This is a genomic window from Lactobacillus sp. PV012 (assembly GCF_014522325.1).
Classification (GTDB): domain Bacteria; phylum Bacillota; class Bacilli; order Lactobacillales; family Lactobacillaceae; genus Lactobacillus.
The window spans coordinates 1-14132 of the sequence record NZ_CP041984.1 but is presented as its reverse complement, the minus strand read 5'-3'; the positions used below and the strand labels follow the sequence as shown (position 1 = coordinate 14132).

Here is a 14132-nt window from a genome sequence, read left to right as displayed (position 1 = left end):
GCAGGAAAAGCCTGCCTGCTTTTCCTTTCTTTAAGTGTAAGGTTTTATGCTGTCAATTCCTTAATGCTCGAAATGCGTGCATTTCTGCGCTTATCATTGACAGCTTTAGAAAGGAACCTCTTCTTCCGCTGGTGTAGCTACATTAGGGTCATGTAAAAAATGAGCAGCATGTGCAATTACAGTATGATAGTACTTAGTTTCTTGATTTTGAGTAGTTGAACTTACTTGAAGACGTCCTTGTACTAAAACTTGGCGTCCTTTACCACAATATTGGTTCATCGCTGAAGCCAATTTATCAAAAGCAACGCATCTGATGAAATCAGCTTCTTTTTTATCGTTCCTACGTGGTACAGCAACAGTAAACCATGCATAATCACGCCCTCCGGAGCTTTTCTTAATTTCAGGTGCATGTGTCAATCTACCTAATAGCTTAATGTCATTCATTTTCGTTTCTCCTTTAAAAATTAAATTGTTGCAGATATATCTTTTAAGTCAGCGATGGCTGAGTTCGCATAGTGAGCTGTCATACTAAGGCTTTTGTGTCCTAGTAAAACTTGAGTTGTAGTCATTGGCACTCCTTTTTCTGTTAAAAGAGCTGCATAGGTGTGTCTAAGTAAGTGACACTTAAAAGGTATTCCTGTTTTCTTAGCGAAGTCAGTGGCATACCACTGTAAAGTCCTTTTTGAGACTCTAAAAAGTGGGCGCGAGTCTAATTCCAACTCTTCTCGATACTTCCACACCACTTGTGCAGGTACTTGCTCAGTAATTGGAATACACCGATCACTACCCCATTTGGCTTCGTGAATATCAATATAGACAGATTTTCCTCTTAAAGTGACATCTGTTGGTCTAAGATGTGCTGCTTCACCCACTCGACAGCCAGTGCCCATCATAAGGTAAAAAGCAGCTCTGATATTTTCTTGTAAGCCATCAATGTAAGATGTGAAAATTTTTATTTCTTCATCACTTAGTCTAGATATTTTTTGAACAACCACTTTAGGATAGTGTTGCTTAACATCTAGATTTTCACGTAAGCCCTCTTTGACGCTCCAATTAATAAGTACGCTAAACGTCGATAATTTATTTTTTATTGTTTGATTTTTTTGCCCTTTTTTAATTAAAAAATGAACAAATGTTGATATATCAGTATTTTCTAACGTTAAAAAATTTAGCTTTTCTTGATTAAAATAATCTCCAAGTTCTTCAAGTCGACTTCTATATTCTCGAAGCGTACCTTTAGCGCACCCCTCTAATTCCTTATCTTCCAGGAACTTTTCGCATATTTCTCTAAATTGCATAAATATAAAAATTGGTCGTGTGTCTACACACGATCCTCGCTTTTAGTCTCAGAAAGACGCATGATTGCAGCTGTTAGCCCATCTAGCTTACTTTCAATACGAATTATAAGCATAAGAGCAATAACCACGCCTGACGCCTGTTCTAAGACATATTTCATGATTTCTTGTGTCATCTATTTAGCCTTTCTAATGATGTCACCCATGTTTATAGAGCAAACTTTGCAAAGGTCTAAAGATCCCGTTAGCATCGCAGAGCTGTCTGCATGTTTGACATCCAAGCGATAAACTACATCTTTTACTCTCTTACAAAGTTCACACTTTCGATAGACTGGATGAGCATAGCTTACTAATTCTAAATATTTATCCATCATCTTCTCCTAAACAAAAAGAGGGAGGGATTTCTCCCCTCCCTCAAGCAACATTATTCGGCTTTGTTGCTAAAGATAGCGTCAGATTGAGTAGTGTAGTACTTCGCACCAACAACACCAACAAACTTGTTTACACCATCTTTCATAAATGCACCTGCTGCTACGATTTCATCCATAGCAGCCTTTACAGTATCTTCAGGTAAATCTACCTTAGGGTTAGCAATTGAAAGATTAGTATTCTTGCCTTCACCGTTGACAAAGGTTAATTTTAAAACTTTTGTTGCCATTCTTATTCCTCCTCTTTAAATTAGTCTTCTAAAAAGCTACCATTAGTTACTTCAGTCATGTTAACAGCAGTAATTTCACCGTTAATTAACTTGTCTAAAGCTTTAACTACTTGCATCACTTGGTCATTAGTGGCTTCTTTTGCCAAGTTAGATAATGAAACGCTAGTTTCCTTGGTAGCCCCCTCTTTTACATACTTGACACCTAATTTTCTTGATCCAAATACAGTTTCCAACTTCATTAAATTTTCCTCCTCAATAATTTTAAATTTGTGAGAAAGTAAAATTGCACAAAAAAAGCAATGATACTTTCTCACCGCATTGGTCTCTTCATCGTGATGTCATCATTGCTTAATTCATTTCAAATGTATAAAAGTGTTCTTTCTTGATGTAAATTAATTATATCTAATATCAACTAAAATAACAATATTATAATTAAATATATTTGTTTTATGTAATTTTGTTATTTATTCAAAATTGATAGTATCCAGAATCTTTTCTTTACTTACTTGATCTAAACCCAAGTACTTCAAAGTCATTTCTTCACTTGAATGATTTAAAAGACTCATCACAAGTCCAATATTATAGTGACTTTGTTCATATACCATATAAGCTCCTGTTTTGCGCATGGTATGAGTTCCAAGATAGGGAATACTTAAAAGGTCTCCGACTTTGGCCATAACTTTATAGTACTGCTTTTCAGTAATATGCCTATCAGGGTGTCTAATTGAGGGAAAAAGCCACTCCGAATCTATATTTTCTTTTTGTAGCCAATCTAGATACTTCTTTAAGTCTTCCTCTACAGGTCTTAAGTAAAGAGTATTGGCTTTCCTAGTCTTCTTATCGACAATATATGCATTTCTTTTAATAGTTCCATCCTCTTCAAAAATTTGGGAACGTCTAAGAGCCAATACATCACTAACTCGAAGTAGGGTGGCTTTACCTACTTGAAAGATAGTATAGTTTCGCCTTCCAACTTTGAAATTATTCAGTAAAGTATCTTGGACCTGATGAAGAATATTTTTATCTTTAATCGGTAGTACTAGCTGTTTCATTTTAATTAATCCTATCTTATGGGTTAGGTCTATTTATGCTTAAAACATAAAAATAGACCCTTATTTATTAATCATAAAATAAGAGTCTTGATTTATCAATATTCTTTAGGGGTTATTTATTAGAAATAGACCCTAGCTTATTTTCCTTTAAATATTCATTAATAAATTCACTTACTTTTGCTTCTTTGCATAACCTATAAATGTATTCTTCTTGGGCTTCGTAAGCATTGGTACCAAAATCAAAGTTTATTAATGAATTGCATTGGTTTAATTCTTCTTTAGTGGGAATACATTTCTCTTTAATACTATCTTTTTTCCTAGATAATTCTTCTAGTACCTTATTCTTTTGGGCCTGATTATCGAAAATAACTACTCTTTGAAAGAGTTTTTCTTTTTCAAAGTAATCCGGGGAAAGTTCATAATGTTTTTTAGAAATAAATAATTGTTCAAGTAAATACTCATAAGATTCTCTTATAAAATATTGAAAAGTTAGTACTTCCCTTTCATTTGGCGGCACAACTCCTAAAATTGGTACTACAGTAAAAAATCTGAACTTATCCATATAAACACCTAATGAGTCAAATATAGTGTTGTTTTTATATTGTAATAATATTTTACTCCAATGCACCTTTGAACTACTTTGCCCCAAACTATAAGATTGAACTTGGTCCCTAGCTATTTCTTCATCTTTAATATAGATACAATAATCTGGATCTATCGTATACAGCAATCTTGGTTCATCACCTCCAAAATATTCCCAATTACCTATATCTTTTAATTTAACTCTATACTTTTCTTTAATTGGTAGTTCTAACCCAAACCGTTTCTTCCATAGTCGTTCTACCTGATAGTCACTAGCTGATTTATTAATAGGAGTATTAGTATCATTTTCTCGTACAAAAATTTGTCCAGCGTGAATTGGTCTTCTTGATCCCTTTGGGTGTTTATCCTCAGTGAGGTAAACAGGAACATCTGATGTATCTTTGATTACAATAATATCTATTTCATGATTTTCAATGGTTAAAGTCTCAACAACTACTTTAGGTACCTGAGAGTTAGCAATAGGTAATTGATGAAGATAATCCGTAATTTTTTGAGTATTAAGACGATTTTCATCATCTTCAACTCCTACTATATTTCTGTCATCATCAACGCCAATTATTAAGTAGCAATCTTCATGATGTACAGTATTTACAAAACTAAAAATATCTTTTATAAATTCACTTTTATCATTCGAAGAGTACCACTGCTGTTTAAAGTCATGGTATTCGTCTTCTGGTTTGGTTAATACCTTTTCAATATTTTTCATATTCTATCCTCGGTAATTTATTTTTTTCTAAAATGTCTCTTGAACCATCCTTTATGTTCATATTCTTCTTTAACGACGTCTTCACGTTCACTTTTAACGTTAGATTCACTGTTAGTTTCTTCCTTATCCTGTTTAGGCTTGTCCAACAGGTTTAGCGTCTGTGCATTAGTAGTTAATTTAGTTAAAGAAGCTATCTGTCCATCTTTAACAGCAAGCTGTTCCTTCATATCTTCGTAAGCCTTATCAGATGTCTTAATCGTTTCCTTTAAAGAAGCTATAGTTTCATCCTTAGAAGCCACCACTTGCTCGTATTGCTGTTTCTGAGCTTCTAACTGTTTTTTTAACGTTAAAATATAATCATCTTTACTAAAACCATGATTTTGAGCCTCAGATTGGGATTTTGGATTACTCAATTCAGATTTTAACGCGTTAAAATCTGTTAAGTTATAGAGCTCTCTTTTACCTGATTTTTTAACAGGTGTGATTTTTTTGCGATCAATAAAGCGAGAGACCCTCATGGCATTAGTGCCTAGTTTTTCAGCTATTTTAGACTTTGATAATATTTTATTTTCCATAATTAACACCTTTTTAACGTTAATTAACGTTAACTATTTTTGTTATCATCTTTTCTATTGATAAGTATTTCATTTTGCCAGTAACCAAACAAGTTCTTCATTGAAATGTATAAATAATTCTTGGGATTTTTAATTTCACCTTTTTTCGTTGTTCGCATTTTATTGAAATATCTTCTAAGAGCATTAGTGGTTTTTTCTTTTAACTCATCATCGTAATCTTCAAAGTTTAGTTTATGAGTTCCTAATTGTTCTATAGCTTCCTCTCTACTATCATTAGCAGCATTTAAAATGGTGCTAATGCATTCAGATACTTCTTGAGGTGTTCTGAACCACATCTTAATTAGGTCTAAAGATTCTTTATTTAAGAACATAGGCATTGAAGAATTTGTATTCAAGAATTCATCTAAATGATTTAATAAATCTTCGTTTTGTTTTCTAACCAATTCTTTGGGATATTTTTGTGATGAAAAATCCCAAGTTTGAGTATCTTTCATAGTATCTTTTATAGTATCTGAATTATTCTTATCTTTATATGGTTTAGTTTTTAAACCTCCGTTTGGCTCTAAGGTTGATGCTTGATTGTTGCAATTTTCACAATCACTACTTTCTTGATTTGACGGGATTTCTTTATTTTTTGACCGAGGTTTGATTTTTAAACCTCCGCTTATATCAAGGCTTTGCGCTTGTGAAGTTTGTGAAATTAAATCCTCGGCAACGTATTCTGGCTGTAAAAGATAAAATTTATCAGGTAAATTTTTTTGTGACTTTGGATCAAAACCTTGTTTTTCAATTTCTAATAAATCAAGATTAATTAAATCTTTTTTGATGGAAATTGCCTTATTTTTTCCAACATGAAGAAGCTCTCTTAGTTGTTCAATGGTAAATATCACGTACACGTCTCCTTTAGCGTCTATCCATTGATTTGAGAGCGAGTATCTATATCTATCTTTGATGAGCATATAAGCTACGCGAGCGTCATTAGATAGATTCTCATACTTCTGATTTTCTAATAAAAATTTGGGAAATTTCCAAAACAGTTCCGCATTTATTTGCGTCGCACTGTATCTTTTGTTTTTGTCAGACATAAAAAATACCTCCAGTGCTCTTACGAACTCTGAAGGTTTAAAATTCTAGACTAAATAATATTATAATTCTACCAAAGTAGAGATTAAGTATGTTGAAAATTGGTAGTATTTTGGTATAATACTTTTAGACATAGAAAAACACATCAAAGTTCGTTTCCAGGGTTCCAATCTGATACGAGCTTTTTTTGTTTATATAAATATAATACCATAAAGGCACAAGGAACTTTAAAGTAAATTAAATAAAAACTGGCCTTTTATTTCTATTTAGGTTATTATTTGTAAGTAATCAAATGGAGGTCATAGTATGCGTAAAAAATTTGTATCTGCTTCAAAATTGTCAAAAAACGAGGTAAAAAGAGTACTTTTAACTAAAATTAAGGAAGAACAAAACAAAATATTCGATGAGGAAAAGGATGACTTATTAAATAAAGTAGTGAACAAAAAAAATAAAGCTAATATGGTTAGTTTATTTTCAGGTGCTGGCGGATTAGATTTAGGGTTAGAATTAGCAGGATTAGATGCAACTGAAGGAAAAGAATATACGAATAATATCTTAAAATCAAAAAATTTATATTTTGAAAATCGCACAAAGAGTATTTTTCATATATCTTATTCAAATGATAATTTTAAAGAGGCTAATGAAACATATGCCGAAATGTTTTCAGATGATGTAGTGAAAAATGACAAAGATATTAGAAAAATTGCACATTTTCCTGAATGTCAAATTATGGCAGGAGGATTCCCTTGTCCAGGATTTTCTGCAGCAGGACCCAGATTAATAGATGACCCTCGCAATTTTTTGTATGTACATTACATTAGAGCGTTGTTAGAAACGCAACCAGCATTCTTTGTAGGTGAAAATGTTAAAGGGCTACTAACTTTGGCTAAAGGTGAAGTGTTTAAACAGTTACTAGAAGATTTTTCATCTGCTGGATATGAAGTTAAAGCATTCTTAGTTAATTCAAGAGATTATGGTGTACCACAATTACGTGAAAGGGTAATTTTGATAGGTACAAACATAAAGAAGGTTAAAGAAAAATACGATTGGGAATATAAACTACCAGAACCAACTAATGGTGATAATTTGTTGACCAACCCATATGTAACTTTAAAAGATGCTATTGGGGATTTACCGGAAAATCCAGATGATGTATTTGAAGGAAGCTTTTCTTCAATGTATATGTCACGTAATAGAAAGAAAAAATGGAATGAACAGTCATTTACTATTCAAGCTTCAGGTCGTCAGGCTCCGTTATGGCCTGGTGGAGAACCAATGATTAAGGTTGGTAAAGATAAATGGAAATTTCAGGGAGATAAAAATAGAAGATTAAGTGTTAAAGAAATATCTAGAATACAAACATTTCCAGATTGGTTCAAATTTACTGGTGGAGAAACGGCTAAAAGTAAAAATGGATATTTAGATAAAAAGTATAAACAAATAGGTAATGCAGTTCCTGTAGAATTATCTAGAAAAGTTATGTATCCAATTGCTAAATTCTTTGTAGATCACCCAGAAATGACTGAATAAAAATAAAAAAGTTGATGTATCAAAGTCTGAAGTACCTCACAATTGTTAGACATATGTCTAACAATTGTGAGGTACTTCAGTTTATAAAACCAAGATTATCAACTTTTTTATTTTAATAATTTGTCTAGACTATTCTTATTTTGATTTACGTGGAATTATAATGTTATAGTTCTTTTCTAAATCATCAAGAACAAAATTATGAGTTAGCATAGGTCGGCTTAGCACAGGAGAAACAGTTTTATATGTACCTAATTTTGTAAGTTCTGACATGGTTGTAATAGTTGTTGGGACATCAAGCTTCTTGTAAGGAACAAAGCGAGTATAAATATTCTTCCCTCTGTTACTTCCTTCTGTCATGGGATTAATAGGTCTAACAGCAATATCAAATTCTCCAATTTCATTTAAAATATTTTTAACCGTTAGCTCTTCTAAGGAAGATATTAATTCATCAGCACTATCAATTGCACCATGGTCAGTAATAAGTAATGTGTTAGCTGTATTAGTACCATTTCCTTTACCTTTAGCAATTGTAAGAATATCTTCATTGCTAAAAACTTCATTAAAACCTAATTTAGTTTTTCCAGATCTTTTACCAAAATTAACACTTACACCAACAAAAGGCTTTTTGTCCCATGTTGGGTCATCTTTTATATTGTTTGCCCATTGGGTTATGGCTACTGTTAGCTTATCAAAAATTTGTTTTCCAAAAACATTGACCATCTTAATGTGACCATACCAATTACCATAGTAATCTGCATTAGGTTTTTTTACAGATATTTTTAATGGTTCTGAGTTTTTCAAAGTAACAAGTATGTCTGTTTTATTGTCGGGACTTGAAGCCCCAATATCCTCTGCCTTTAAAATTATGGCACCAGGTCTAACTCCAAGGTTTACTAACCATTGAGGTAAATTGTTGGGAAGAGAGGAACCTTTTAATTTATTTATGCTTAAAGCTACATTTTGTTCAACTCTGTCATAATCTTTGGTCATATTATACTCCTTTAAAAAAATCTTCGAATGTAATATCAAAGCCTTTAATGATTTTCTCAAGGTTATTTATAGATATATTTCTGTTCCCTAGCTCTACATCTGCAAAGTAAGATCTATCCATATTGATTTTCATAGCAAATTTTTCTTGACTTAAACCTGTTTGTGCACGTAATTCTTTAATACGGTTTCCTATCCATTGATTCATCATAAAAGCTCCCTTTAGTTTATAAATATCCAATGTAGTTAATTATTTATCAACGGACTATAAGCAACAAAAAGAACGCTCATATTTTATGAGCGCTCTTTTTTGATTTCCACCTACCAGTTCCACCAATTGCGTTGTTAACGTTATTTATTTTTTGCACATTGGAAGATAATAAATTGAATAACAATAGAGGTGCTACACTAAGAATGCATAAATTATTTTGAGGAGAAATTGATAATGAATAAAAACATTAAAATTAGTGCTATTGCTGCTACTTTATTAGCAGTAGCACCTGTTGCAAGTTCTGTAGTAAATAATTCCACTACTTCTAGCGTTGTTCAAGCTGCAAAGAAAAAGAGTACAAAGAAAAAAGTTGTAAAACATAAAAAAGCAAAAAAGGTAAAGAAAACCGTAACTCCTAAGAAAACAAAGAAAGCTACAAAAAGTAGTAAAAAGGTGGTTAACCATACAGCAGATTATAATTACAAACATGCAGATGCTATTATTCCTAAAAAAGATATAAAGTTAGCTGGTAAATTTAAAACGGATCCGACCGGAAAAAGAAAAGCATATCAAACACTTAAAGCTGGTCAAATGTACGATCTAAAATCTTTGGATGGCCACTCATCTTATGACACAGAATGGTATCATAAAGGAAAATATTATATTGAGATAGACGAGGATGATAAGGATGGATTATATTCTAATGTAGAATTTAATGCCGCAGATGTGACCCCTTATAACTTGAAGAACGATAAAACCGCAAAAAAGTATAGAGACGCTTATAAAAAGTTTGAAAAGAAAGTAAATACAGCTACTGAAGTTATGGCCTTTAAATTAAAAAAAGATGCTACAGTATATTTTGATACTGAAGATATAAAAGTAGCTAATAGTCCTCTCTATTCCGATGAAGATGATAATGATGATATGACTGAAATCTTAACGCCGTTAACTAATATATCGTCACAAGAAAAGCAGACTGTTAAAAAGAATAAAATTGTACAGGTTTCGCGTCTTGGTGGCGTAAAATTAATTGTTAAATATAATGGTAAATACTATTATGCGGTAGCCGCTTACCGATCCCAGCATCGTCATGAAAATGAGATCACTACCTATATACCAGCAGATAGTGTAACTTTTACTAAAATAAAAGATGCGGATTATGATCCACGTGTATCAAAATACAATTTTGATTAAATTCTAAAAAGATGAACCTTAAATTTAGGGTTCATCTTTTTATGTAGCCGATAAAGTTCATACAATGTTGTAAAGAATATCCCCATATCCCCACAACTTGCGTTGGCTACGGCTTCGGGGGCACGGAAGACGGCGCAGCCGACTGAAGCCCCGAAGGCTAGACATAAGCTACCAAAGTGGGGATATGGGTATAATAAAAATTTCTAATTTAAAAATGCTATAATTAATTTTTGTCTGATATTAATGTATAGTGAAAGGAATTTTTATTTTGAAAATACATGGATTAAGAAAAATTGTAACATCTTTAGTGGTCTCTTTAGGATTAGCTACTACCTTGGGAGTTTCTGCAAACAATACACCCCAAGTTCAAGCAAAGAGCTACAGTACAAGCTCTTTATCCAGTCTTAATTACTCTAAAGATGAAATTGTAACTGTAAATAACAATAAGCCTAGTTTTTCAGCTGCAACTAAGAGTAAAAGCCACGGTGCATGGCAAAAATTCAGCGAATTAGATACTTTAAACCGTGCTCACACTGCAAATGCACTTTTAAATAAAAAGTTAATGCCAACAACAATGCGTTCAGCTTTAACTTGGAATCCGACTGGCTGGCACAATAAACGTATTAAGAGTGGTTGGCTTTATAATCGCTCACATTTAATCGGCTACCAACTTACTGGAGAAAATAACAATCCTCGTAACTTAATCACTGGGACTCGTGAATTAAACGATCCTAATATGCTTAAATACGAAAATAAGGTAGCCACTTATATCAAGGCTTCAAATAAGCACTACATCCGCTACCGAGTAACCCCAATTTACAAAGGAAACAACCTTTTAGCAAGTGGTGTTCAAATGGAAGCTCAATCCATTGGTGATAACAGCGTCCACTTTAATGTTTATATCTTTAATGTTCAACCAGGAATGGTTTTAAACTATAAAGATGGAACCAGTAAGGTAGGAAAAAGTGTTACTACTAAAAAGAAAACTACTGTAGTTAAACATAAGAAAACAACTACCAAGAAAAAATCTGCTACTAAAAAGACAAAAACAAGAGTAATTCATAATGTGGCAAACAGAATTAGCACTGCCAGATACACAGTAGTAGGTAATAAAAGATCAAAAATTTATCATGTTATGAGTGGTCAAAATTACCACATGAGCTCAAGTAATGCAGTTTACTTTTCCTCAGAAGCTGCTGCAAAACGTGCAGGTTATAGAAAATCACTAAGATAAATATTAAATTAACAATCAAAAAGAACCCCCTTCAGTCAACGGTCTCTCAAGCGCTCTTCAGACGACAAGTCGTCTTCCGTCTAGCGCTTAGCGAGCCCAAATCCTTTTAGGGGTTCTTTTTGATTATCGTCTACTGTCTCGTATTAATATCCAATAATTTTATGTGATACTTCATTCATTACTTCTTCAGGTATCGAGTTAATTTCTACTGTGTACATCTTATTTAAGCGTGGATTGTAAAGACCTAATTTTTTAATATCTTTAAACAATTCAGTGTGAATTGAGTGGTTCCCCATGAGATAATATACCAAGATTTGTAAGGTATGTTTAGTGGTTGGCTCTGTCTTTGACACTTTAAAGTCCCATAGAGTATCTTTAGTTAAATAATCACCATCACCTGTTGAAATAATATCTGTGTACCCACCTTCAAAAGTAAAACCATCCTTTGTAATTGGTCCATACTTTTTCCAAAAGACCAAACTTCGATTAATCATAGTTATAATATTTTCTATTGTAGATTTATCTGGATTAATTTCTTCTACCGGCTTATAACCCATTATTCCTGCTCTGTAACACACATCGTATCCTACTATTTTACAAGCAGCAATAATAGAATCTTTATCAAGGCCTTTAATATTTTTTAGTAATGCTAGTGCATTTTGAAGTTCTACTTTACCTTCTGTCCATGAATCTAAGGCCATAGCTCCATTTATAGAAATAGAAAAAGCCTCTTTTTTTGGAGTGCCCATCATAAATCTTGTCATATAGTCGACAACAAGACCAACTAGACTTGCATGGATATTTTCTTTTTCATTCAAAGAAATATTATCTTCAAACTGTGTTGCAGTTAAGGCTTTTTTATTTACATATCCACCTCGTGGTTGTTTAACCTTACTAATCCTTTTAGTAACTGAATACATCTTTTTCCCTCCATTAGTAATCACCTACAATTATAATTATAGAACTTAGGCTTATTAAGACATCAAAAACCGCCTATTTTGTTCAATAGGCGGTTGTAGCAGATGGAGATAAAATAAAAGCCCCCTGAAAGGATTGGGGCTCGCTAAGCGCTAAACGGAAGACAGCTTGCTGTCTGGAGAGCGCTTGAGAGACCCTCAACTGTAAGGGGGCTTTTATTTTATAAAGTATTTTAAGAGAGTTTTATCTCTTGTCCTGGTACTATCAGAGTTGAGTACGTTGCATTATTGATTTGAAGCAATTTTGGCAACCAAATACCATGTCTAGTCGCAATTGTAACCCATGTGTCACCTGGCTGGCTGATATATTTACTTTCTAAGGACAGCTGATATTCCTGCTCTCCTGTATAAAAGCCATAAAAGTCATATCCTAGGGCTAGATGCTCTTTTTCAAAGGTATTTGTATAAATCCAAGTTCCGGCTTTTTCAATTCCTGAGTTGAGTTTATTTTCGTTGAAGCTTGTGACATTTAAGGTAGGTGGTAAATCTTCGATTTTAAATTCACCACTATCTAAGTCTTTCTTGTCAATTGCAATCCCAATATTTTCTTCAGGAACAATCCCAGCAAGGTAATTCACTAGCTGGTTTATTCGTCTAGCTTTATCTTTAACTTCTTTATTTGATACAAGCTTCACAGTCAGCTTCATAGTACGTTTTAAGTGAAGTTCAAAGCAGGCTTCTAAAAAGTACTTTGTATCAAAAATTGGAGAAGATAAGTCCGTTTGGATGCATGGGTGAAGCCGTAATCCTGCTTTTCTGATTAATGAAGCATGATGACTTCCTGCTAAAAGCCTCCCCTTGGTAGCACTGATAGGAACTACTAAGTCTTTAACTCCTGCTTTTAAAAGTTTTTGATATTTTTCTGGACCGCTTGGAGTATCTGAAAAAGTCCAAGCAATTTTTGGATATGTTGTCATGTTAATTGTCCTTTATAAATATTTATTGCGTCTATATGGCGACGTGAGAGACGGTGAGCACCTTTAGCAATAACTTGTCTAAGCCAGTGTAAATCACCTTCGTGGGCTTTTAAAATCGCAGCTAGCGAAGGGCCAATTTGCTTTTCTACCCATGCTGCCATATCTTCGATTGATTTACTTTCTTTTTTCACAGTCAGTTGCAAGCTCTCAACTTCTTGAAGAAAGGATTCCCACCAAGGAGCTGTTGGCCAGCGAGATTTATTACTATCAGTTGAAGGTGTTAAAAAGCGTAAGTATTGCTTTAAAGTGCCTTTTAAGGCATCTCCTACAGGTAGTCCATGCATGAGGTGCTCTACTAGCTTCTTAGCTCTTTCCTTACGATAGACCACTTCTAGACGAGTCCAAGCTCCAGGTACTTCGTCTTCTTCCGAATTTGCTTTTCTTTCTAGTGTCTTATCGTAAATCCTGCAGAAAAGGTCAGATGCTTGTGAGCCAAAATACATGGTTCTGCCCAAGAAGTTTCCAGTAGATGTTTGACGTGAATTAATTTCGTCCCATTTACTCCACCTAGAAGTAAAATTTCTAGCTAGGGCTGCCTTATTTATACAGTTGTAGCTGATAATCTGCGACTTATAGTCATCAACTGCTAGGTCAATCCTGGAAAAATTTACGTGTGGCAGTAAGTACAAGGTAGCAATCAACTTAAGCAAATCTCCATTTACAGAAAATTGGCGACACCCTTGACCTGTAATCATCACATGAACTCCTGCTTTTTTGTCTATTTTAGAGGTTTCTGTGACTTTATCTGTTTTAGCACTAAACATAATAAAAATACTTCCACTATTCCATTTGAGTTGATGACGGTAGCCAAACCTTCCCTTTGAAAGTAGGGTCAACTCTGAAAAATCTAAATCTAAAATTTTAAGAGTTTCTTTCAAAGACACTTCTAGGAGAGTAAATTCCACCCAGTCAAAAATTACTGATAGCATGTATTAAACACCTTTTACATCTTTTCTTGTATTTATTACCCCCCTATTAGTAGAGGGGGGTAATACAAAATTACATCTTTCTTTTCCTGGGGCTTTGCCCCAAACCCCACACTCGCCGTGA

General features: G+C 33.4%; 18 protein-coding genes. 3 read left to right on the top strand and 15 right to left on the bottom strand.

Annotation, left to right across the window (positions count from 1 at the left end; translation table 11 throughout):
- Positions 1–105: 105 nt before the first annotated feature.
- The 10 genes from FP433_RS07515 to FP433_RS07470 form a co-directional block, all read right to left on the bottom strand.
- On the bottom strand, positions 106–444 hold the full coding sequence (locus tag FP433_RS07515; protein WP_265482852.1) for a single-stranded DNA-binding protein: 339 nt from the start codon (positions 442–444) through the stop codon (positions 106–108).
- 20 nt (positions 445–464) lie between these two features.
- Positions 465–1298: a tyrosine-type recombinase/integrase gene (locus FP433_RS07510; RefSeq protein WP_265482851.1), complete on the bottom strand. Its 834-nt coding sequence runs from the start codon at positions 1296–1298 to the stop codon at positions 465–467.
- 23 nt (positions 1299–1321) lie between these two features.
- Positions 1322–1471 carry a YvrJ family protein gene (locus FP433_RS07505; RefSeq protein WP_265482850.1) on the bottom strand — a complete coding sequence of 50 codons (150 nt, stop codon included), beginning with the start codon at positions 1469–1471 and terminating at the stop codon, positions 1322–1324.
- The gene (locus tag FP433_RS07500; protein WP_265487284.1) at positions 1472–1666 is read right to left on the bottom strand and encodes a hypothetical protein; all 195 of its coding nucleotides are present in this window, start codon (positions 1664–1666) and stop codon (positions 1472–1474) included.
- 53 nt (positions 1667–1719) lie between these two features.
- Complete coding sequence (locus FP433_RS07495; RefSeq protein WP_265482849.1) at positions 1720–1953, bottom strand: DUF2922 domain-containing protein; 234 nt, start codon at positions 1951–1953, stop codon at positions 1720–1722.
- Between the two features lie 20 nt (positions 1954–1973).
- Positions 1974–2192 (bottom strand): hypothetical protein, encoded by a 219-nt coding sequence (locus tag FP433_RS07490; protein WP_265482848.1) that lies wholly within the window; start codon positions 2190–2192, stop codon positions 1974–1976.
- A gap of 225 nt (positions 2193–2417) precedes the next feature.
- Entirely contained in the window at positions 2418–3005 is a 588-nt protein-coding gene (locus FP433_RS07485) for a tyrosine-type recombinase/integrase (RefSeq protein ID WP_265482847.1), read from the bottom strand.
- Positions 3006–3117: 112 nt separating this feature from the next.
- Positions 3118–4314: an ATP-binding protein gene (locus tag FP433_RS07480; RefSeq protein WP_265482846.1), complete on the bottom strand. Its 1197-nt coding sequence runs from the start codon at positions 4312–4314 to the stop codon at positions 3118–3120.
- A gap of 17 nt (positions 4315–4331) precedes the next feature.
- A complete protein-coding gene (locus FP433_RS07475; protein ID WP_265482845.1) occupies positions 4332–4889 on the bottom strand; it encodes a hypothetical protein in 558 nt (185 codons plus the stop codon).
- Between the two features lie 29 nt (positions 4890–4918).
- Positions 4919–5974 carry a replication initiator protein A gene (locus FP433_RS07470; RefSeq protein WP_265482844.1) on the bottom strand — a complete coding sequence of 352 codons (1056 nt, stop codon included), beginning with the start codon at positions 5972–5974 and terminating at the stop codon, positions 4919–4921.
- A gap of 304 nt (positions 5975–6278) precedes the next feature.
- On the opposite strand from FP433_RS07470, the gene FP433_RS07465 reads away from it, so the two are divergent.
- Positions 6279–7502, top strand: a complete 1224-nt coding sequence (locus FP433_RS07465) for a DNA cytosine methyltransferase (RefSeq protein ID WP_265487286.1) — start codon at positions 6279–6281, stop codon at positions 7500–7502.
- A 135-nt stretch (positions 7503–7637) separates the two neighbouring features.
- Here the strand turns inward: FP433_RS07465 and FP433_RS07460 are convergent, their stop codons facing one another.
- Both FP433_RS07460 and FP433_RS07455 read right to left on the bottom strand, forming a co-directional pair.
- The gene (locus FP433_RS07460; protein WP_265482858.1) at positions 7638–8492 is read right to left on the bottom strand and encodes a hypothetical protein; all 855 of its coding nucleotides are present in this window, start codon (positions 8490–8492) and stop codon (positions 7638–7640) included.
- 1 nt (position 8493) lies between these two features.
- Complete coding sequence (locus tag FP433_RS07455) at positions 8494–8700, bottom strand: helix-turn-helix domain-containing protein (RefSeq protein ID WP_265482857.1); 207 nt, start codon at positions 8698–8700, stop codon at positions 8494–8496.
- Between the two features lie 234 nt (positions 8701–8934).
- On the opposite strand from FP433_RS07455, the gene FP433_RS07450 reads away from it, so the two are divergent.
- Positions 8935–9894, top strand: a complete 960-nt coding sequence (locus tag FP433_RS07450) for a hypothetical protein (RefSeq protein ID WP_265482856.1) — start codon at positions 8935–8937, stop codon at positions 9892–9894.
- Between the two features lie 334 nt (positions 9895–10228).
- Complete coding sequence (locus FP433_RS07445) at positions 10229–11128, top strand: DNA/RNA non-specific endonuclease (RefSeq protein ID WP_265482860.1); 900 nt, start codon at positions 10229–10231, stop codon at positions 11126–11128.
- A gap of 143 nt (positions 11129–11271) precedes the next feature.
- Here FP433_RS07445 and FP433_RS07440 read toward each other — a convergent pair whose 3' ends face one another.
- From FP433_RS07440 to FP433_RS07430, 3 genes are all read right to left on the bottom strand, one after another.
- On the bottom strand, positions 11272–12048 hold the full coding sequence (locus tag FP433_RS07440) for a hypothetical protein (protein WP_265482855.1): 777 nt from the start codon (positions 12046–12048) through the stop codon (positions 11272–11274).
- A gap of 230 nt (positions 12049–12278) precedes the next feature.
- Complete coding sequence (locus FP433_RS07435) at positions 12279–13022, bottom strand: LysM peptidoglycan-binding domain-containing protein (RefSeq protein ID WP_265482854.1); 744 nt, start codon at positions 13020–13022, stop codon at positions 12279–12281.
- Positions 13019–14011 carry a replication initiation factor domain-containing protein gene (locus FP433_RS07430; RefSeq protein WP_265482853.1) on the bottom strand — a complete coding sequence of 331 codons (993 nt, stop codon included), beginning with the start codon at positions 14009–14011 and terminating at the stop codon, positions 13019–13021. The genes FP433_RS07435 and FP433_RS07430 overlap by 4 nt, the downstream gene beginning before the upstream one ends.
- Positions 14012–14132: the final 121 nt, after the last annotated feature.

Bases quoted from the DNA above. Each gene is read 5' to 3' on its own strand.
- FP433_RS07465 (WP_265487286.1), top strand. From the start codon at position 6,279: ATGCGTAAAAAATTTGTATCTGCTTCAAAATTGTCAAAAAACGAGGTA.
- FP433_RS07440 (WP_265482855.1), bottom strand. From the start codon at position 12,048: ATGTATTCAGTTACTAAAAGGATTAGTAAGGTTAAACAACCACGAGGT.
- FP433_RS07515 (WP_265482852.1), bottom strand. From the start codon at position 444: ATGAATGACATTAAGCTATTAGGTAGATTGACACATGCACCTGAAATT.
- FP433_RS07455 (WP_265482857.1), bottom strand. From the start codon at position 8,700: ATGATGAATCAATGGATAGGAAACCGTATTAAAGAATTACGTGCACAA.
- FP433_RS07475 (WP_265482845.1), bottom strand. From the start codon at position 4,889: ATGGAAAATAAAATATTATCAAAGTCTAAAATAGCTGAAAAACTAGGC.
- FP433_RS07495 (WP_265482849.1), bottom strand. From the start codon at position 1,953: ATGGCAACAAAAGTTTTAAAATTAACCTTTGTCAACGGTGAAGGCAAG.
- FP433_RS07480 (WP_265482846.1), bottom strand. From the start codon at position 4,314: ATGAAAAATATTGAAAAGGTATTAACCAAACCAGAAGACGAATACCAT.
- FP433_RS07485 (WP_265482847.1), bottom strand. From the start codon at position 3,005: ATGAAACAGCTAGTACTACCGATTAAAGATAAAAATATTCTTCATCAG.
- FP433_RS07460 (WP_265482858.1), bottom strand. From the start codon at position 8,492: ATGACCAAAGATTATGACAGAGTTGAACAAAATGTAGCTTTAAGCATA.
- FP433_RS07470 (WP_265482844.1), bottom strand. From the start codon at position 5,974: ATGTCTGACAAAAACAAAAGATACAGTGCGACGCAAATAAATGCGGAA.
- FP433_RS07510 (WP_265482851.1), bottom strand. From the start codon at position 1,298: ATGCAATTTAGAGAAATATGCGAAAAGTTCCTGGAAGATAAGGAATTA.
- FP433_RS07500 (WP_265487284.1), bottom strand. From the start codon at position 1,666: ATGGATAAATATTTAGAATTAGTAAGCTATGCTCATCCAGTCTATCGA.
- FP433_RS07490 (WP_265482848.1), bottom strand. From the start codon at position 2,192: ATGAAGTTGGAAACTGTATTTGGATCAAGAAAATTAGGTGTCAAGTAT.
- FP433_RS07430 (WP_265482853.1), bottom strand. From the start codon at position 14,011: ATGCTATCAGTAATTTTTGACTGGGTGGAATTTACTCTCCTAGAAGTG.
- FP433_RS07435 (WP_265482854.1), bottom strand. From the start codon at position 13,022: ATGACAACATATCCAAAAATTGCTTGGACTTTTTCAGATACTCCAAGC.
- FP433_RS07505 (WP_265482850.1), bottom strand. From the start codon at position 1,471: ATGACACAAGAAATCATGAAATATGTCTTAGAACAGGCGTCAGGCGTG.
- FP433_RS07450 (WP_265482856.1), top strand. From the start codon at position 8,935: ATGAATAAAAACATTAAAATTAGTGCTATTGCTGCTACTTTATTAGCA.